This window comes from Flavobacterium sp. Leaf359 (assembly GCF_001423985.1).
GTDB classification, from domain to species: Bacteria; Bacteroidota; Bacteroidia; order Flavobacteriales; family Flavobacteriaceae; genus Flavobacterium; species Flavobacterium lindanitolerans.
On sequence record NZ_LMPW01000012.1, the window covers coordinates 65,861 to 84,523 of the forward strand.

General features: G+C 35.5%; 14 protein-coding genes and 3 tRNA genes. 16 read left to right on the plus strand and 1 reads right to left on the minus strand.

What is annotated here, in order from left to right; translation table 11 throughout:
- Positions 1-196 precede the first annotated feature (196 nt).
- From ASG38_RS08645 to ASG38_RS08670, 6 genes are all read left to right on the plus strand, one after another.
- On the plus strand, positions 197-3,244 hold the full coding sequence (locus tag ASG38_RS08645) for a TonB-dependent receptor (protein WP_056069259.1): 3,048 nt from the start codon (positions 197-199) through the stop codon (positions 3,242-3,244).
- Positions 3,245-3,256: 12 nt separating this feature from the next.
- Positions 3,257-4,738: a RagB/SusD family nutrient uptake outer membrane protein gene (locus ASG38_RS08650; protein WP_056069262.1), complete on the plus strand. Its 1,482-nt coding sequence runs from the start codon at positions 3,257-3,259 to the stop codon at positions 4,736-4,738.
- Positions 4,739-4,747: 9 nt separating this feature from the next.
- Complete coding sequence (locus tag ASG38_RS08655) at positions 4,748-5,539, plus strand: hypothetical protein (protein ID WP_056069265.1); 792 nt, start codon at positions 4,748-4,750, stop codon at positions 5,537-5,539.
- A gap of 134 nt (positions 5,540-5,673) precedes the next feature.
- Positions 5,674-7,557 carry a S8 family serine peptidase gene (locus tag ASG38_RS08660; RefSeq protein ID WP_056069268.1) on the plus strand — a complete coding sequence of 628 codons (1,884 nt, stop codon included), beginning with the start codon at positions 5,674-5,676 and terminating at the stop codon, positions 7,555-7,557.
- 94 nt (positions 7,558-7,651) lie between these two features.
- Entirely contained in the window at positions 7,652-9,622 is a 1,971-nt protein-coding gene (locus tag ASG38_RS08665) for a putative porin (RefSeq protein ID WP_056069271.1), read from the plus strand.
- 102 nt (positions 9,623-9,724) lie between these two features.
- The gene (locus ASG38_RS08670; protein ID WP_056069274.1) at positions 9,725-11,086 is read left to right on the plus strand and encodes a pyridoxal-phosphate dependent enzyme; all 1,362 of its coding nucleotides are present in this window, start codon (positions 9,725-9,727) and stop codon (positions 11,084-11,086) included.
- Between the two features lie 58 nt (positions 11,087-11,144).
- Here ASG38_RS08670 and ASG38_RS08675 read toward each other — a convergent pair whose 3' ends face one another.
- On the minus strand, positions 11,145-12,815 hold the full coding sequence (locus ASG38_RS08675; RefSeq protein WP_056069276.1) for a GLPGLI family protein: 1,671 nt from the start codon (positions 12,813-12,815) through the stop codon (positions 11,145-11,147).
- 114 nt (positions 12,816-12,929) lie between these two features.
- Here ASG38_RS08675 and ASG38_RS08680 point away from each other — a divergent pair, with 114 nt between their 5' ends.
- The 10 genes from ASG38_RS08680 (at position 12,930) to ASG38_RS08725 (ending at position 18,611) form a co-directional block, all read left to right on the plus strand.
- Complete coding sequence (locus tag ASG38_RS08680; protein ID WP_056069280.1) at positions 12,930-14,198, plus strand: DUF2851 family protein; 1,269 nt, start codon at positions 12,930-12,932, stop codon at positions 14,196-14,198.
- Positions 14,199-14,251: 53 nt separating this feature from the next.
- Positions 14,252-14,479 carry a hypothetical protein gene (locus ASG38_RS08685; RefSeq protein ID WP_056071361.1) on the plus strand — a complete coding sequence of 76 codons (228 nt, stop codon included), beginning with the start codon at positions 14,252-14,254 and terminating at the stop codon, positions 14,477-14,479.
- Between the two features lie 50 nt (positions 14,480-14,529).
- Positions 14,530-15,399 carry a helix-hairpin-helix domain-containing protein gene (locus ASG38_RS08690; RefSeq protein WP_056069283.1) on the plus strand — a complete coding sequence of 290 codons (870 nt, stop codon included), beginning with the start codon at positions 14,530-14,532 and terminating at the stop codon, positions 15,397-15,399.
- 32 nt (positions 15,400-15,431) lie between these two features.
- Positions 15,432-16,601 (plus strand): acyl-CoA dehydrogenase family protein, encoded by a 1,170-nt coding sequence (locus ASG38_RS08695; protein ID WP_056069287.1) that lies wholly within the window; start codon positions 15,432-15,434, stop codon positions 16,599-16,601.
- A 74-nt stretch (positions 16,602-16,675) separates the two neighbouring features.
- On the plus strand, positions 16,676-16,870 hold the full coding sequence (gene rpsU / locus ASG38_RS08700) for a 30S ribosomal protein S21 (protein ID WP_056071364.1): 195 nt from the start codon (positions 16,676-16,678) through the stop codon (positions 16,868-16,870).
- Positions 16,871-16,939: 69 nt separating this feature from the next.
- On the plus strand, positions 16,940-17,836 hold the full coding sequence (locus ASG38_RS08705; RefSeq protein WP_056069289.1) for a tyrosine-type recombinase/integrase: 897 nt from the start codon (positions 16,940-16,942) through the stop codon (positions 17,834-17,836).
- Positions 17,837-17,871: 35 nt separating this feature from the next.
- Complete coding sequence (gene hpf, locus ASG38_RS08710) at positions 17,872-18,174, plus strand: ribosome hibernation-promoting factor, HPF/YfiA family (RefSeq protein ID WP_056069292.1); 303 nt, start codon at positions 17,872-17,874, stop codon at positions 18,172-18,174.
- A 91-nt stretch (positions 18,175-18,265) separates the two neighbouring features.
- A tRNA-Thr gene (locus ASG38_RS08715) sits at positions 18,266-18,339 on the plus strand.
- Between the two features lie 34 nt (positions 18,340-18,373).
- Positions 18,374-18,454 (plus strand) — tRNA-Tyr (locus tag ASG38_RS08720).
- An 85-nt stretch (positions 18,455-18,539) separates the two neighbouring features.
- Positions 18,540-18,611, plus strand: a tRNA-Thr gene (locus tag ASG38_RS08725).
- The last annotated feature ends 52 nt before the right edge of the window (positions 18,612-18,663 follow it).

The window sequence follows — 18,663 nt, forward strand, 5'->3', positions numbered from 1 at the left end:
ATTTCGGAATTTTAGCAAAAATATAAAAAATGACGCAACCTTTTGAATTTTGTGTATCTAATATGAAGGATATCTGCATAAATCAGAAATATTGGGCTTCTTTAGCGTTAATAAAAATATTATTCCGAAGTAATATTTGTTTATTTAAGAAATTATTAAGAAGTTTGCAAGATAACTAACTCAAATAAATTTAAATATGAGATCTAAGTTCAAATGGATTTTTGCGCTTTTACTAGCGTTTTCAATGCAGTTTTCCTTCGCACAGGAGAAAACTATTTCTGGTACAATTACCGATGGTCAGGGCTTGCCATTGCCAGGTGTTAATGTTGTAGTTAAAGGAACAGCTCGTGGAACACAGACTGATTTTGATGGTAAATATTCCATCTCGGCAAGTCAGGGTGAGGTTTTGCAGTTTAGTTTTGTAGGTTATAAAACTTCAACGGCAACTATTGGAGCTTCAAGCGTAGTAAATATGGCTATGCAAGAAGGTGACGAGATGCTTAATGAGGTAATTGTTACTGGGTATACAAATACCAAGAGACCTAAGAGTTTGGCGGCAGTAAATTTTGTAAGTATGGATGAAGTTGAAGAGAGATCGAATGCTTCTGTGATTCAAAACTTACAAGGTATGGTTGCTGGTTTGAATATTGGTACTGGTAGTGGTCAGCCTGGAGCTGATAGTACAATTATCCTAAGGGGTATTGGTTCTATCAATGGAAACATTGAGCCTTTATTTATTGTTGACGGTATGCCTGTTGATGAGGATGGATTCAGATCAATTAACCAAAATGATATTACATCTATTGCGGTTTTGAAAGATGCTGCTGCTACATCTATTTATGGTAACAGAGGTGCTAATGGTGTTATTGTTATCAATACTAAAAATGCTAAATTCGGACAAAGTCTTGAGGTTAAATATCGTGGACAATATGGTATAACAGAGCTTCAGAAATTTAATATTGATGTGATGAATACCAGACAATTATTGGAATTTCAGAGAAAATACAATGATGGTTATGGTGCAGGTATGACTGATGCTGAGATCGCTGCAGCTGTAGCTTATGCTGATACTGACTGGAGAGATGTATTCTTTAGAACCGGTGTTACTCAACAACATGATATTTCGTTCTCAACTGGTTCTAAAAATACAAGAAGTTTTACATCTCTTGGATTTATGGATCAGGATGGTATTTTTATCAATACGAACTTTAAAAGATTTAACTTTAGAAATAATTTCAACGGAAAATCTGATAACGAGAAGTTTACTTATACATCAAATATTAATGTTAACTTCTCCAGAAGTTCAGGTATAGATGGAGCTGGTTCTAACGCTATTTTCTTTGCGCCTTTTACGGCTGCTATCAGAGGTTTACCTTATATTAATCCTAATGAAGTATTGCCTTATCGTGATGTTGCTGCTCTTTCAGTGCAAAATGCTCCTTTGGTGTTGTTGAATTCTTCTAGAATGAATTCTGATATTGAAGACGAACTTAAGATTTTGGCTAACTTCAATGCTGATTATAAATTCAACGATAATTTCTCAGCGGGAATTAACATGGGTGTTGATTATTCGGCATTCAATACTAAAGAAATTCTTGATCCTTTGAGTTTATTAGGGCCTTTCCAGGTAAGTGCTCGTGCTCAGTATGGTGGTATACATGAAGAATCATCTACAAGAGACTTTAGATTTAATAATACTACTTATTTAAAGTATAATAAAGTATTTAATGACAAACATTCATTAAACGTTGGTTTGTATACTGAATATTACAAAGCTCATTATAATGGATTTAATTTCCAAAAGAGAGGATTGGATCCAAGGTTAACTGGTACTTCAGCGGCTTTTATTCCGTCAACTACTATTGAGTCATATCAGACATTGCCTCCGTATATTCCAACTGCTCTTGGGTCATTTAAGTCAGAAGAAGGTTTGTTCTCTTATTTTGGACAAGTTGATTATGACTATTCTGAAAAGTACGGAATTAGTGCTAACGTAAGAAGGGATGCCACTTTTAGATTTGTTGATGATAACAGATGGGGAACTTTCTGGTCTGTTGCAGGAAGATGGAATATCGATCAGGAAAGCTTTATGGATGGATCTGCTTTTAATATGTTGAAGTTAAGAGGTTCATATGGAACTTCAGGTAACCAAAGAGTAAGTAATACTCAATATGATGCTTTGAGTTTGCCACGTACATTGTATGCTGTAGGAACAGGTTATAATGGTACGCCATCTACTGTTTTGTCACAATTGGAAAACCCAACAGTTCAATGGGAAGAAATTAAGCAAACTAACATTGGTTTGGATTTCGGACTATGGCAGAATAAATTAAACGGTAGCTTAGATGTTTACAAGAAAGAGACTACTAAACTTTATCAAAGCTCTCCAATATCTGCAGTACAAGGTGCTACTGGTATCAGTACAAACATTGGAGGAATGGAAAATAAAGGGGTTGAATTAACTTTGAACTATAATATCTTCAAAAGCCAAGATTGGGATATCTCTGTAGGAGGTAATGCGTCTTATAACAAAAATAAAATTACTGAATTGCCACCATCTACTAATGGTTTGGTATATGGAGGAGGTTCTACTGCTCTTGGAGTAGGTGAGTCTATCGGTTCTTTCTATGTTGTAAAATATGCAGGTGTTAACCCTGCAAATGGTAACCCATTATTTCATACTGTTGATGGTGGTCTGACTGAAACGATAACTGATGCTAACAGAGTATTTACAGGAAAATCTCAATATCCTGTTTGGCAAGGAGGTTTCAATACAAATGTTAGCTACAAAGGGTTTACATTATATACTCAATGGAGTTTTGTTGCTGATATCTACAGAAACAACCTAGATTTAGGAACATTAGAAGATGGAACACCAGGTTCATTGGATAGTGGTAACAGATCTGTAACAATGCTTAATGCATGGCAGTCTCCTGGAGATATTACTTCAATTCCAAGAGTTGGTCATGGATATAATGAAATTGATTACATTAACAGTACTGACAGATATCTGGAAGATGCTTCTTATCTAAGATTGAGAAACATCAAGTTAAGCTACAACTTTACTTCTGATCAATTGAGCAGAACCTTCTTGAAAGGTCTTGGTTTCTTTATTCAGGCTGAAAATATCGTTACTTTCTCTTCATGGAGAGGTTGGGATCCTGAATCTAACTTTAGATCTACTGATAGAGGTCAGTATCCAACTCCAAAAATCTTTACTTTTGGAACATCAATTAATTTTTAAAAAAAAAAGAATATGAAAAAATCGATATTATTATTACCAATTTTTTTCTTGATGCTATTCTCATGCTCTGATGCATATGATATTAGACAAGATAATGAACTGGAAGATCCGGAGGCTTTTACTACCCTTCAGCATTTGATATCGGGTTTGAATGGAGCTTATGCTGCTTATGGGCCTGATTTTGGAGGAGACGCTATTATCTTCAATGATTTGTTTACTGATAACATAAGAAAAGGGAAGAGCAATAACGGACAAGGTTCTGAGGAGTATAATTTTCTTATGCAGCCAAACTCAGATATGCCTGAGTCAGTATGGGGGAACAGATATGCTACTATAAACAGAATCAACAGAGTATTAAGAGCTTATGATAGATTGTATCCTAATTTTACTACTGCTGAAAAAAGAAGAGCAGATCATGCTAAGGGTAACTTATTGGCATTAAGAGCTTTATGTCATTTTGATTTGTTCCAGTATTTTACTGTTGACTATAAAAATGCAGCTAGTCCATCTGTTATTAAAATGGATTTTGTTCCTGCAAATACTTTTGATGTGTTTCCAAGAAACACTGTTGGAGAAATCCGTGATTTTATTAAGCAAGATTTAACAGATGCAAGAGCTTTGTTGGTAGCTAATCTTACTCTTCCAGGTGAAACTGCTCCTCCTGCTGATATTGCTGCATATAATACAGTAATGTATTTGAGACCTATTGCCATTGATTTCATCAGATGTAAACTTGCATTGCTTGAAGGTGATTATCCTACAGCTCAAACTTTGGCAACTACATTGATGGCATCAACTCCACTTTCCAATAGAACTATTTACCCTCAAATGTATGGTGTTACTGATGCGAATGGAGAATCTATTTTTAAGTTGTCAAGAGTTTTGCGTAATAATCAACTAGCATCGTTGTATTATTTTAACTATAATGATAGCGGTACTCCAATTGATCCTTTGTTTTATGGTTCACTTCAATTGTATAACTTATATTCGAATGCTGATATTAGAAAAACTGTTAATTTTGGAGGTTCTAATGATGTAGGTAGAGGTGAAATTCCAATTACTAAATATATGGGTAGTAATGATGGAGACGGGATCAATGATGTTAAATTATTCAGAGCTTCTGAAGTGAAATTAATTCTTGCTGAATGTAAAGCTAGAAATTCGGATTATCTAGGTGCAGCTACTGATATTCAGCAATTGAGAGCGGCAAGAATCTCTGGTTCTAATCCGTTGCCTACGTATACTAACCTGAATGAAGCTTTAACCGATATTTTATTGGAAAGAAGAAAAGAATTAGCTTTTGAAGGGCATAGATATTTAGATATTAAACGAATAGGTAATGAAATTAATGTTGGTATTAATAGATTAGCTGATGATGCTTTTACTTTTAGTGCTCCTACTTCTTTGCCAGCTAGTGATTACAGATTTACTCTGCCAATTCCAAGATCGGAAATTTCTGCAAATCCAACAATTGTGCAAAACCCTAATTATTAATTTATTGTTATGAAAAAACTTTTTATCCTATTAATTTCTGTAGCATCTTTTATTAGTTGTTCAGATCCAGATGCGGTTACGTATAGTGACAAGCAGGCCTTTGTAGGTTTTGAAAATGATGTTTACAACTTACGTGTACCAAGAGATGCAAGTACTGAGTTGGATGTTAAATTTGCATCTAGTAATGTGTCAAATGTTGACAGAACTTATACTGTTACAGTTTTGGAAGATATTTCAGATGCTGATACACGTACCTATAGCATTCCTTCAACCTTTACTATTCCTGCAAATCAGCGTTTTGGGACTCTTAGAGTGACAGGAACTGACAATGGTTTGGTAGATGCTACAGTTAAAAAGGTTGTTCTTAAGCTATCTGGCTTAGGAGCAAATGAAAGTTCTGATAGCGAAATATTAACTATCTTTGTGTACGAATTTTGTCCTATAGTTGTAGATGACATAGTTGGTCTTTATGATAGCCAAACATGGTGGTTAGATGGTCCTGCAACTAATGAGATAGTAGCTGGTCCTACCCCTAATACCTTAACGATTCTTGACTTCTTTGAAGGTCCTGATGGTGATTTTGTTATAACTTTTGATGAGAACAATAAAGTTACTTTCCCTGATCGTAGAACAGGTGTTCTTTATCAAGGAGGTCCTGATATCAAGGCAAGAATGTCCTCTTCTCCAACTCAAGTTTCAGAAATTGACGCTTGTACTGGTAGAATAACGCTGTGGATCGATTATTATGTTCCTGGTGTTGGTGGCTGGGGAGCGCAGCAAGAGGTATTTATAAAGCAATAATTTTATTTATCTAAAACAAAAGCCGTTATAAGTTTTTCTTATAACGGCTTTTTTTATCATGAATGTTAAATTTTATATTAAAACTAGTATATCGGCTTTTTTATTTATTTTTGACTTTCTTTAAATTACTTACTATGAAATATTTTTATGTTTTAGTTAGTGTTTTTTGTTCCGGAATGCTTTTTTCTCAATCGAAAGAAAAGCTGAAGAGCGTAATAGAAAATACTAATGTCTCTGAATTGATGCTGTTGAAAGAACAGTTTCAAGCCGAATATCTTGAACGTCAGGAAAGAATAAATGATTATTTGTCAAAAAACCCAAAGGCATCCAGAATTGTAAAGGATGAATTTACCAAAAAAGAAATATACGATGTCTTGGATGGGAAAGAAGTGCTTTATTATGAGACATCTAACGCAGGTTCGTCATCAACTATTCGTACTAATAGATTGTATTCAGGAGGTTCTTTAGGATTGAATGTGCAAGGACAAGGAATGAAAGGATTTGTTTGGGATGGTGGTGGTGCCAGATATACCCATGTGGAATTTCCAAACAACAAAGTGAATGTGATAGATGGAGCTGAATTTGATAATCATGCTACACACGTTACTGGTACCATTGTTGCTCAAGGACTTACAGCAACTTTAAGAGGTATTGCTTTTGATGCATCAGCTGATAGTTATGATTGGAATAATGATTATTCAGAAATGGCTAATGAGGCCGCAGAGGGAATGCTTGTTTCTAATCACTCTTATTGGATTGGGCAAAATGCCCGTTGGGTATTTGGTGCATATGATTCTAGAGCCAGATCATTCGATCAAATTGCTTTTAATGCTCCTTACTATCTTGGGGTTACTGCAGCTGGGAATGATAGAAACGATTTTAACGATGCGTTAATTGGGCCCTATTTACAAGAAAAAGGTGGTTATAATTTGGTAAGAGGAATGCAAAATGGGAAAAACTTTTTGACAGTGGGAGCAGTAAATCAGGTGAGTAATTATACAAGTCCGGAAAGTGTTGTAATGTCTCAATTTAGTAGTTGGGGGCCTACAGACGACGGAAGGATTAAACCAGAAATTGTTGCTAAAGGAGTAAACGTAAGATCTACCCTTGCTACTTCTGATACAGATTTTGGTCTTTTGAGTGGAACTTCTATGGCTTCACCTGCAGTTGCAGGAGCAGCATTATTAATGCAGCAGCATTATCATAATATTTATAATAACTATATGCTAGCGGCAACTCTAAAAGGTTTGCTATTGCATACAGCTGATGAAGCAGGCTACTATGTTGGTCCGGACTATGAATATGGTTGGGGATTATTAAATGCTGAAAAAGCTGCAACATTAATTACAAATAAAAATACTGGTGCGGCAATTATGGAGGAGTTGACTTTAAATAATGGTCAATCATATACAAAAACTATTACTGCAAATGGTACCGATCCATTATTTGTTTCTATTTCCTGGACAGATAGGCCAGGAACTGCGAATTCTGGAGTAAATGATCCAAGCGGATCGTATCTTGTTAATGATTTAGATGTAAGAGTGGTAAAAACGGATAATACTACTTATTTTCCATGGACATTAAACCCTGGGAATCTTGGCGGTGAACCATCAAGAACTCAGGATAACTTTAGAGACAACTTTGAAAAAGTACAGGTTGATAATCCTGGTGGAACATATAATATAGTGGTGACTCATAAAGGTTCATTAACCGGAGGTTCACAAAATTTTTCATTGATTGTTTCAGGTTCTCAGGTGTTGAGCACAAAAGAAACGGCTAAGATTGATGATGCAATATCAATTTATCCAAACCCTGTAGCTAACAGTTTGAATTTTGCTGTTACAAATTCAATTGTTTTGTCTGATGTTTCAATTTATGATGTGACAGGAAAACAGGTTATTTCAAGTAAAGATTTGTCATCAAACTCTATTGATGTTTCAAGACTTCAATCAGGAGTTTACTTTGCAAAATTTGCAAGTGAAGATAAAACAGTTACCAAAAAATTCATCAAGCAATAAATCCTTGAAGTATATACAAAACCCGCTTTTAAAGCGGGTTTTTTTATGTTTTTATTTTGCTTAAAAAAAGTATCTTTGCTCAAATTGTATCTGAATGGCAAAGTTTTTTTATGTAGCGCTATTTTTATTACCACTTTTTGTCTTTGCGCAAACAAAAGACCCTCAAACAAAAGGGAATATTGCTGCGGGCAAAGAAAAAAAGGTTCAATTAACAGAACCTGCCAAAAATGACACTATTGCTACAATTGATATGTACAAGATTATCACTCTGCAGCATGATACTACCTATGTTGATACTTCCTTAACCATACAGAAAGAGTATAAATTCAATTATCTACGGAAGGATAATTTTGGGCTACTCCCTTTTGCCAACGAAGGACAGACTTTTAATACGCTTGATTATAGCTATAACAAAACGACAGCCTATCCGGGATTTGGATTCGCAGGAAAACATTTTAATTATCTAGAAGTAGACGATATAAAATACTATAATGTTGCTACGCCAATGACAGACCTTTATTTTAAAACTGTTATGGAGCAAGGCCAGATGATAGATGCTTTTATTACCCTGAATACGTCTGAAAGGTTAAACTTTTCAATTGGATACAGAGGTTTGCGTTCGCTTGGAAAATATGTAAATCAGCTTTCAAGTAACGGGAATTTCAAGTTTATGACCAGTTATAATACCTTAAATGAAAGATATTTCTTAAAAGCACATTTTACAGGCCAGGATCTCACCAATGGAGAAAATGGAGGTATTGTAAATCTGGAAGACTTTGAAGGTGGCGATAGTGAATTTGACAACAGGGCAAGGCTGGATGTGTATTTTTTAGATGCTACTTCAATCCTTAAAGGGAATCGTTATTTTGTAGACCATCATTTTAGAATCAACGCCAATAAGAGTACCAACAACCTTTATGTAGACCACCAGTTCAATTACGAAAATAAGTTTTTTGAATACACGCAGCCAACAATCGTTACATCAATCACTACACCGGCACAAGGAACAATCAGAATGTCCAGATTTGGAAGTTCCTACAGATCAAGTAACATAAATGACAAAACCCGTTATAACAGGATGTATAATAAAGTTGGGGCGACTTATGAAAACAGTACATTAGGGCAGTTCCAGTTTTTTATTGAAGATTTCAGATACAATTATTTCTATAACCGTATAATTATAGAAAGCCCAACATATACCATTGGGAATCTGTTATCCGATAAATTTAATGTAGTTGGTGGGCAATACACTTATCAAAAAAACAATTGGAATGGAAGGTTTTTATTTTCAAGCTCAATTTCCGAACAGAAAATGTCTACGCTAGATGCGAACCTGTCTTACAAATTTGATGAAAAAAACAATATACATTTCCAATACCAGAATCTGAGTAAGGTTCCGGATCATATATATAATCTTTTTCAAAGTAGCTATATAGATTATAATTGGGCTAATAATTTTGAAAATGAAAAGATAAATAGCCTGAACGTAAATGCAAATACGCAATGGGCAAATGCATCATTACAGGTGTCAAACTTGAAAAATCATTTGTACTTTTTTAATGAAAGCACCTCCCAGGACACATTAACAATCAAACCGGCACAATACTCAAAAGCAATTAATTATTTGTCGCTAAAAGTGTCTAAAGAATTTAAGTTCAGAAAATGGGCACTTGACAATACTGTCCTTTACCAAAAAGTAGCCCAGGACGATGACATTATAAATGTTCCGCAATTGGTTACAAGAAATACGCTTTATTATTCTACCCATGTTTTCAAGAAAGCAATGTTTTTACAGACAGGTGTAACATTCAGTTATTTCTCGAAATATTATGCAAATGATTACAATCCGGTTATAGGTGACTTCTATATCCAAACCAAAAGAGAAATAGGTGGCTTCCCAACATTTGACTTTTTTGTAAATGCTAAGATTCGTAATACAAGAGTCTATCTGAAAGCAGAGCATTTCAATTCGGGTTTTATGGATAAAAATTATTATTCGGCGCCTAATTATCCATACCGTGATTTTATCGTGCGTTTCGGATTGGTTTGGAATTTCTTCTCTTAAGATTTTATATCGCAACTCAGAAGGCGTATAATTTATACTTCTTAATTCGTAATTAATTTTGTAGTTCCTATCTTTGTAGCTTAAAAAAATCACGAATTATACATGAAATACGCAAATAATATATTAGAAACTATAGGGAATACGCCCTTAGTAAAACTAAATAAAGTCACTAAAGAGGTAGATGCTTTGGTTTTGGCAAAAGTAGAAACCTTCAATCCCGGCAATTCGGTTAAGGATAGAATGGCGGTAAAGATGATTGAAGACGCCGAAGCTGACGGACGACTAAAACCAGGTGGGACTATTATTGAAGGTACCTCCGGTAATACGGGAATGGGTTTGGCTTTAGGCGCTATTGTAAAAGGATATAAGCTGATTTGCGTAATTTCTGATAAGCAATCCAAAGAAAAAATGGATATTCTTCGTGCGGTTGGGGCACGGGTTGTGGTTTGTCCGACAGATGTTGAACCAACCGACCCACGTTCTTATTATTCAGTTTCCAAGAGACTGGCGGAAGAAACGCCAAACTCATGGTATGTCAACCAATATGACAATCCGTCTAACTCTTTAGCTCACTATGAGCAAACCGGTCCGGAAATCTGGGAACAGACGGATGGAAAAATCACGCATTTTGTTGTGGGTGTAGGGACAGGTGGAACTATTTCCGGAGTCGCAAAATTCCTGAAAGAAAAAAATCCTAATATTAAAATTTGGGGTGTTGATACCTACGGTTCTGTATTTAAAAAATACCATGAAACCGGAATTTTTGATGAAAATGAAATTTACTCTTATATAACTGAGGGTATAGGTGAGGACATCCTTCCAAAGAATGTTGATTTCTCACTAATAGATGGTTTTACAAAAGTAACCGATAAAGATGCAGCAGTTTATACAAGAAAAATTGCCTTGGAAGAAGGGATTTTTGTTGGTAATTCTGCCGGTTCAGCTATAAAAGGTGTGTTGCAGTTAAAAGAACATTTCAAGCCGGAAGATGTCGTTGTGGTTCTTTTCCATGATTCAGGAAGCCGTTATGTGGGTAAAATGTTCAATGACGACTGGATGCGCGAAAGAGGATTCCTTGATGAAGAAATTACAAAAGCGGAAGACGTAATCAAAGATCATATAGATAAACCGTTGGTGGTAGTCCGTACAGAAGAATTGGTTTCTCATGCCATTGAAAGAATGCGTAAATATAAAATTTCACAAATTCCTGTAATCGATATCAATGGTTTTGTAGGATCGGTTGATGAAACGGATTTATTCCAAAGCTATGTTTCAGATAAAAATGTAGCCGATAAACCAATTAAGGAAGTTATGGGCAAGCCTTATCCGATTGTGAAATCGGGAACTTCAATAGAAGAAGTTTCTAAATTGTTCAGCAAAGACAATCAGGCAGTACTGGTTGATTTGGGTAACGGCAAACACCATATTATTACCAAATACGATATTATTGGTTCTATAAAATAATAGTTCAGACAAATAAAAAGCCTAACAAATGTTAGGCTTTTTTTATTGAAAATAGTGATTAATCACCAATTAAGATTCCGGAAACATTCCAGGAACTAAAACCGCCTCCTTCATTAGGACCTTGAGGAATTTTTACCTGAATAGAATGCCTGCCTGCTTTAAGGTCGCCTAATTCGATTAACATAGGGTTGGTTACTGTTCCAGGGCACCAGTTGGAACGGCTATAGTCGGACGAAGATAATCCGTTGTTGAAGTTGCCTGATGCCGGATTAAAAAGACGATAAGAACCGCAATCCATTCGCCAGGGAATAAACCCAAATGCTTCTTTTCCATCCAATAGAATCGTGTTTTTCTTTGGAACAAACTCATCTCCATTTTCCCATCCTCCATGTCCGGTTGTAATATAACGGAGTTTGGCATTTTTTACATCTTTTTCCAAAACGAAATCTACAACCAGTCCTTTTTCATTATTGAACATTGTTGCATATTCCTGGCCGGCCATCTCCATAATGTTGGTCGTGTTGAAAAGCGGCAATACAAAGCTGTCTTTAGGAGATTGTTTCTCTTCTCCATGAATTGTAATGTTAAGGCTTATCTTATGCCCGCCTTTATCATAATTCCCAATAAAAGTTCCTATATAAACTTCCTGATTGCTCAAGGCAGAATACAGTTCTGAAATATCCTGACGATAAGGTACACTTTCGTGCCAGGTCTTGTCTTTTAGCTGTATGTGTCCATACTGTTTGATGCCAAAAGGAGTAAAGAATCGCATTAATTCTAATAGTGGCGAAAACTCGCCTGTTTTTATTACGCCCTGATATTGTTTTCCATTTCCATTCTCATAGACAGGAAGTGTCTTGGCTCCATTTTTAAGTCCTTCCATAAAAGAAAATTTTTCTTTGGCAGGAATGGCAAAAACGGTTCCGGTCCTGTCATACGCATCTCCGTTGGATTGTTCTTTCAAGTCAACAAATACCTGGCTGCCCGATTTGATTTCAGGAAACTTTATTTTTTTCAGGATAATCGTCCCGTTGGCAAATCTGAGAATGCTGTCGTTTGATTTTGAGGCATCGGAAAAATTAATGACTTCGTTTTCAAAAACCGGAATGGTAATAAATCGGCTTTTCCACAGCAGGTCGCGATAGGTTAAAGCGTCAATAGCTGAAAAGTTACTTTTGAATGTAAGTAAGCTGGTTGGTATCGATTTGATTTTTTCAATTTTTGTTGCAGTAATAATGTAATTGTTGTTACGGTTCATTTCGAGTACCAAACCTAATTTCTGTCCTAAAATGCTTGGTGCACCTTTAATATTAAGATCATTCGTAAACCAAAGCTCAATAGTATTTGAGTTGATAATCGTCTTTGCCTTTTTACACTTGTATCCTAAAATAGTGCGGGTTTCATTTCCAATTTCAAAGGTTTGTTTTGCCAGAGACAAGCTGTCAACAGTAAAAATTTTTCTTGAGGCAGAAAGACGTGCAAGTTGAATGACATTAGAATTTTGGGTAATAAAAGTCTCTTCAAAAGGATATTCGGCTTTGCCGGTAATATTGTTTTCAGAAGTAATGATAGATTCATTGGCATCCGAAAATACCAAAACAGGATCCTGGCCTTCGATTGTTTTTCCGTTTGAAGTTCTGGAATAGGTTATTTTATAGGCCTTGTTGTTTTTTTGAGCCGTAGAAGCAATCGTAAAAAAAGCAAAAATGATTAAGAAGTAGTGTTTCATGGTTCATATAATAGTTAGTATCGCAAAGATAGATTTGTTTGTTAAATAATATTTGCTACATTAGTTAATCTTTTGAGTAATACACGCCTAATAATAATTTTAAGATCCATACAGATGAAAGAAGATTTTCTGCATTTTCTCTGGCAGTTCAAAAAGTTTGATCTTGCCCGATTATACACTACTCAGGGAGAAAAACTCACTATTATCAGTTCAGGGCTCTATCTTCAGAAAGCCGGGCCAGATTTTTTTAATGCCCAGATTGTTATAGGTGCCCAAAAATGGGCCGGAAATGTTGAAATACATCGTAAGTCATCAGACTGGTATTTGCATAACCATGAAACTGATCCTAATTATGACAATGTGATTCTTCATGTTGTATGGGAACATGATACAGAAGTTTTCAGAAAAGACAACACGGAACTTGCCGTTTTGGAACTGAGTAAATTTGTTTCTGGAAAAATGTTGGAGAATTACGAATTGCTAATGCTGGATAAAACCTGGCTTTTTTGTGAAAAACAGATTGCCTCGGTAGATAGTTTTGTGCTGGATAATTGGAAAGAACGGCTGTTTTTTGAAAGGCTTGAAAAAAAATCACGATTGATATGGAATACATTTTCAGAGACCTTAAATGATTGGGAAGCTTTGTTGTTTTGCCTTTTGGCGAAAAACTTCGGATTAAACAATAATGGAGAAACCTTTTTAAAGATGGCACTTTCCATTCCTTTTCAGAAAATCAGAAAGGAAAGCTTTGAGGTTAAAAATTTGGAAGCCTTATTTTATGGTCGGTCTGGATTGCTTAATAATGAAAATGAAGATGTTTATTTTCAGGATTTGAAAGGACGATGGGATTATTTAAGAAATAAGCATCTTTTGAAGAGAATATATGTTGAACCGGTACAGTTTTTTAGACTCCGCCCAAGTAATTTTCCGACGATCAGACTTTCACAATTGGCCAATCTGTATCATTCAAAGCCAAATTTATTTTCGGAAGTCATAGAAAGCAAATCGCTTGCAGAGTTTTATAAAATCTTTAATGTGTCTGCTTCTGACTATTGGAGCGAACATTACCAGTTTGACAGGCAAAGCCACAGAAAAGAGAAAAAGCTTACGAATACTTTTATTGATTTATTACTGATTAATACCGTCGTTCCGCTAAAATTTGCTTACGCTGCTTATGTAGGTAATGATATTTCTGAGGAGATTGTACAATTGCTTTCTGAAATTCCGGCAGAGAAAAACATAATTATCGATAAGTTCCGCGATTTTGGGATTGTTGCGAACAATGCCTATGAAACGCAGGCCTTATTACAGCTCAAAAATGAATATTGTAACAAGAAACGCTGCCTGGAATGTGGAATCGGGCTCGAACTGATGAAAAACTGAAAATAGTAGTATTAAAAAAATGGAAAATGCTTACTTTTGAACTTTCCAATGATATGTCGTTTATAACAAACATCAGGCACTTTTTTGAAAAGCACGGCTTTGAAGTATCGTCCCGTTTGGCAGACAGGCTCGGGATGAGGGCTTCCAGTGTCCGATTGTTTTTTATCTATATTTCCTTTTTTACTGTAGGTCTCTGGTTTGGGGTTTATCTCACACTTGCCTTTCTGGTCAGGTTAAAAGACCTTGTCTATACAAAACGGAGTTCCGTTTTTGATTTGTAAATTCTTTATTTACACCATTTCTTTTTTCTACGCCAACCAATTTCTTATATATGCCAATAAACAAATCTTTCTTCAGGTTTGATTCCAAACAACGCATGGGTATTTTTGTACTACTCATGATTATACTGATAATACAGTTAACGGCTTATTTTATTGATGTGACAATTAAGGAAGACGTCTCTGTTGAAAAACAAGAGTGGCTTTCTCTTCAAACAGAAATTGATTCCCTGAAAATTGCAAAGACAAGCCGTAAACCGGAAATGTATCCTTTTAACCCTAATTTCATTACAGATTATAAAGGCTATAAATTAGGGATGTCTACCATTGAAATAGACAGGCTTCTGGAATTCAGAAAGGCAAATAAATATGTAAATTCTGCACAAGAATTTCAGACAGTCACAAAAATTTCCGATTCATTGTTAAATGTCATTTCTCCGTATTTCAAATTTCCGGATTGGGTTAAAAATAAGAAGAATGATTTTTCACAAGAAAAACAGCCTGCGTTTAAGAAAGAGAAAATAGCACTTATCGATATCAATAAAGCGACCCAGGAAGACCTGATGAAAATATATGGAATCGGACCGGGTTTGTCGGAACGGATTTTGAAGCAAAAAGATTTGCTGGGAGGTTTTGTCAGCATGGAGCAGATGAGTGACATATGGGGATTATCGCCGGAAGTTATCGAAAAGCTAAATGTGCAATTTTATGTTGGATCACTGCCGGAAATTAAGAAAATAAAAATAAATGATGCATCTGTAAAAGAACTGTCTCAATTCCCGTATTTTAGATATCCGGTTAGTAAGGAAATAGTCACTTACAGAAGCATGAATAATGGGGTTTTAACTATTGAGGATTTAACAAAAGTTAAAGGTTTTCCTGTTGAAAAAATAAAAATAATTGCTTTATATTTGGAATTCTAAAAAAATGACATAAAATACCCTTAATTATATATATGAATTCAACATACTTTACCGAAGAACACGAATTATTTAGAAAGAGCCTACAAGATTTTTTACAAAAAGAAGTGGTCCCGCATATTGAAAAATGGGAAAAAACAGGAACAATAGAGCGTTTTATTTGGAAAAAATTTGGCGAAATGGGTTTCTTCGGAATCAATTATCCTGAAGCTTACGGAGGGATGAATTTGGATTTATTTTATACTGTGGTCTTTTTAGAGGAACTTCAAAAAATTAAATCTTCGGGCTTTGCAGCAGCAATGTGGGCTCATGCTTATTTGGCAATGACACACTTAAATGCAGAAGGCGACGAGAGAATCAAACAGGATTATTTAGCTACGAGTATTTCAGGAGATAAAATAGGGGCATTGTGTATTACAGAGCCTTTTGGAGGAAGTGATGTTGCCGGAATGCGCACAACAGCAGTTAAGCAGGGTAATAAATATGTTATTAATGGCTCAAAAACTTTTATCACAAACGGTGTCTATGCAGATTATTATGTAGTAGCAGCCAAAACAAGTCCGGAATTGGGCAATAAGGGTATAAGTATGTTTTTGGTGGATTCTAATCTAAAAGGAATAGCCACTACAAAACTGGATAAATTAGGATGGAGAGCTTCAGATACTGCCGAAATTGCATTTGATAATGTTGAAATTCCCGAAGAGAATCTTATGGGAGAAGAAGGAAAAGGTTTTCCTTACATTATGCAGCATTTTGCACTCGAACGATTGATTATGGCAATTAATGCGCATGCGAGAGCTGAGTATGCCATTGAATATACTATAGGATATATGTCGGAACGTGAGGCGTTTGGAAAAACGATAGACAAATTTCAGGCGTTAAGACACACTATTGTTGAACATGCGACAGATGTGGAACACTGCAAAATATTTAACTATGCCACAGTTGCCAGGCTAAACCAAAAAGAATATGTGGTGAAAGAGGCCTCGATGGCCAAATTGAAATCTACGAAGGTGGCTGATGAAACAATCTATAGCTGTTTGCAAATGTTAGGAGGTTATGGATATATGGAAGAATATCCTCTGGCGCGTTTGTTAAGAGATAGTCGTTTAGGTCCGATTGGTGGTGGAACCTCAGAAATTTTAAAAGAAATTTTATCGAAAATAATAATCGACAAGCAGAATTATAAACCGGCGGTAAAATAAATTTCCAATTTATAATTCTTAATTCATAATTATTTTATAAGTTTGCAGCCTTAATGAGAGGAGGTGTCATACTTATGTTAATTATACCAATTAAAGACGGAGAAAATATCGATAGAGCATTAAAGCGCTATAAGAGAAAATTTGATAAAACTGGAACAGTTCGTCAATTAAGAGCACGTCAGGCTTTCATAAAGCCGTCTGTTGTCAGAAGAGCTCAAATCCAAAAAGCTGGTTACATCCAAAGCCTTAGAGATCAATTAGAAAATTAATATTAATTTTCTTTAAGATAAAACCGTTAGTCATGAAAGTTTAATACCTTTGATGCTAACGGTTTTTTTATGCTTGATAATAAAGAATCATTTAAGGATTATCTTCAAAAAGAGAAAAAATATTCCCTTCATACGGTTACGGCCTACAGTAATGATTTGTCTGATTTTGAGGCTTTTTTAAAGCAGGATTTTGATCAGGACAGTCTGGAGGATGTGAATTACAGTCAGATCCGAAGCTGGATTGTTTCCCTGGTCGATGCCGGTATCTCAAATACGTCGGTTAACAGGAAAATTTCTTCCCTGAAATCATTTTATAAATTCCTTTTGAAAATAAAGCGGATTCAGGTAAGTCCGTTGCTGAAACACAAGGCGTTAAAAACGCCAAAAAAACTACAAATCCCTTTCTCTGAAAAAGAATTAGATAATGTGTTAAATTATATTGTCTATCCGGAAGGTTTTGAAGGAATGCGTGACAAGCTTGTTATAGATTTGTTTTATACGACAGGAATACGTCGGGCGGAACTGATTGGGCTTAAGGTAGCCAACGTAGATTTGTCGAAAGGTGTTCTGAAGGTTTTGGGGAAAAGAAATAAAGAGAGGATTCTTCCGATGCTACCCGTGATACAGGAGCAAATACGCTTGTATTTGTCTGAAAGGGCTGGTCTGGAAGAGATTAAAGATGGAGAGTTTTTCTTTCTTACGTTAAAAGGAGTTAAATTAAACGATTCGCTTGTTTATCGACTAATAAATATGTACTTTAGTAATGTCTCGGAGAAAGTAAAAAAGAGTCCTCATGTCTTGCGACATACCTTTGCGACTCATATGCTGAATAACGGGGCAGATTTAAACTCAGTAAAAGAATTATTAGGACATTCCAGTTTGGCATCCACTCAAATATATACCCACAGCAGCTTGGCTGAGCTGAAAAAGGTTTACGGAGATGCACATCCCCGGAATCAGAAATAATTCAAAAATGTTCAACCATGTAAAATTTTATTATTATGAAGGTAAACGTTCATGCAGTTAACTTTAATGTTGACGGAAAGCTTGTAGCATTCATTCAGGCCAGATTGGATAAGTTAGAAAAGTACTATGACAGAGTGGTTTCGTCAGATGTTTTTTTGAAGGTGGAAAAAACGAGTGATAAGGAAAATAAGATAGTGGAGATAAAAATCCATGTTCCCGGAGATGAGTTTATTGTCAAAAAACAATGTAAAACATTTGAGGAAGGAGTAGAACTTTCGTCTGAAGCTTTAGAGAGGTTGTTGGTGAAACGAAAAGAAAAGATAAGAACACATATATAATATAATTTTTTTTCAAAAATATTTTGATTAAGAAACAAAATGATATACATTTGCAGTCCGTTAGAAATAGCGGACTTTTTTTATTGAGTTTGCCGGTGTAGCTCAGCTGGCTAGAGCAGCTGATTTGTAATCAGCAGGTCGTGGGTTCGAGTCCCTCTATCGGCTCAGTTCTTTTATTAGATTGAAAACAAAATGGTTAGGGGAGATACTCAAGCGGCCAACGAGGACGGACTGTAAATCCGTTGGGAAACCTTCGCAGGTTCGAATCCTGCTCTCCCCACAAAAAAATGATTTGTGGGTTAGGATTTAAGATTTGTGTCTTAAATCAAAAATCTTAAATCAGAAAATCCTAATCGGGATTCCCTGCCGGTGTAGCTCAGGGGTAGAGTGCTTCCTTGGTAAGGAAGAGGTCACGGGTTCAAATCCCGTCATTGGCTCAAGTAAGTAAGAATTTGAACACTAATATATAACTAAGATTAAAATTAAGTA

Excerpts from the sequence above, each read along its gene's own strand:
- ASG38_RS08645 (WP_056069259.1), top strand. The coding sequence starts at position 197 with ATGAGATCTAAGTTCAAATGGATTTTTGCGCTTTTACTAGCGTTTTCA.
- ASG38_RS08650 (WP_056069262.1), top strand. The coding sequence starts at position 3,257 with ATGAAAAAATCGATATTATTATTACCAATTTTTTTCTTGATGCTATTC.
- ASG38_RS08655 (WP_056069265.1), top strand. The coding sequence starts at position 4,748 with ATGAAAAAACTTTTTATCCTATTAATTTCTGTAGCATCTTTTATTAGT.
- ASG38_RS08660 (WP_056069268.1), top strand. The coding sequence starts at position 5,674 with ATGAAATATTTTTATGTTTTAGTTAGTGTTTTTTGTTCCGGAATGCTT.
- ASG38_RS08665 (WP_056069271.1), top strand. The coding sequence starts at position 7,652 with ATGGCAAAGTTTTTTTATGTAGCGCTATTTTTATTACCACTTTTTGTC.
- ASG38_RS08670 (WP_056069274.1), top strand. The coding sequence starts at position 9,725 with ATGAAATACGCAAATAATATATTAGAAACTATAGGGAATACGCCCTTA.
- ASG38_RS08675 (WP_056069276.1), bottom strand. The coding sequence starts at position 12,815 with ATGAAACACTACTTCTTAATCATTTTTGCTTTTTTTACGATTGCTTCT.
- ASG38_RS08680 (WP_056069280.1), top strand. The coding sequence starts at position 12,930 with ATGAAAGAAGATTTTCTGCATTTTCTCTGGCAGTTCAAAAAGTTTGAT.
- ASG38_RS08685 (WP_056071361.1), top strand. The coding sequence starts at position 14,252 with ATGTCGTTTATAACAAACATCAGGCACTTTTTTGAAAAGCACGGCTTT.
- ASG38_RS08690 (WP_056069283.1), top strand. The coding sequence starts at position 14,530 with ATGCCAATAAACAAATCTTTCTTCAGGTTTGATTCCAAACAACGCATG.
- ASG38_RS08695 (WP_056069287.1), top strand. The coding sequence starts at position 15,432 with ATGAATTCAACATACTTTACCGAAGAACACGAATTATTTAGAAAGAGC.
- rpsU (WP_056071364.1), top strand. The coding sequence starts at position 16,676 with ATGTTAATTATACCAATTAAAGACGGAGAAAATATCGATAGAGCATTA.
- ASG38_RS08705 (WP_056069289.1), top strand. The coding sequence starts at position 16,940 with ATGCTTGATAATAAAGAATCATTTAAGGATTATCTTCAAAAAGAGAAA.
- hpf (WP_056069292.1), top strand. The coding sequence starts at position 17,872 with ATGAAGGTAAACGTTCATGCAGTTAACTTTAATGTTGACGGAAAGCTT.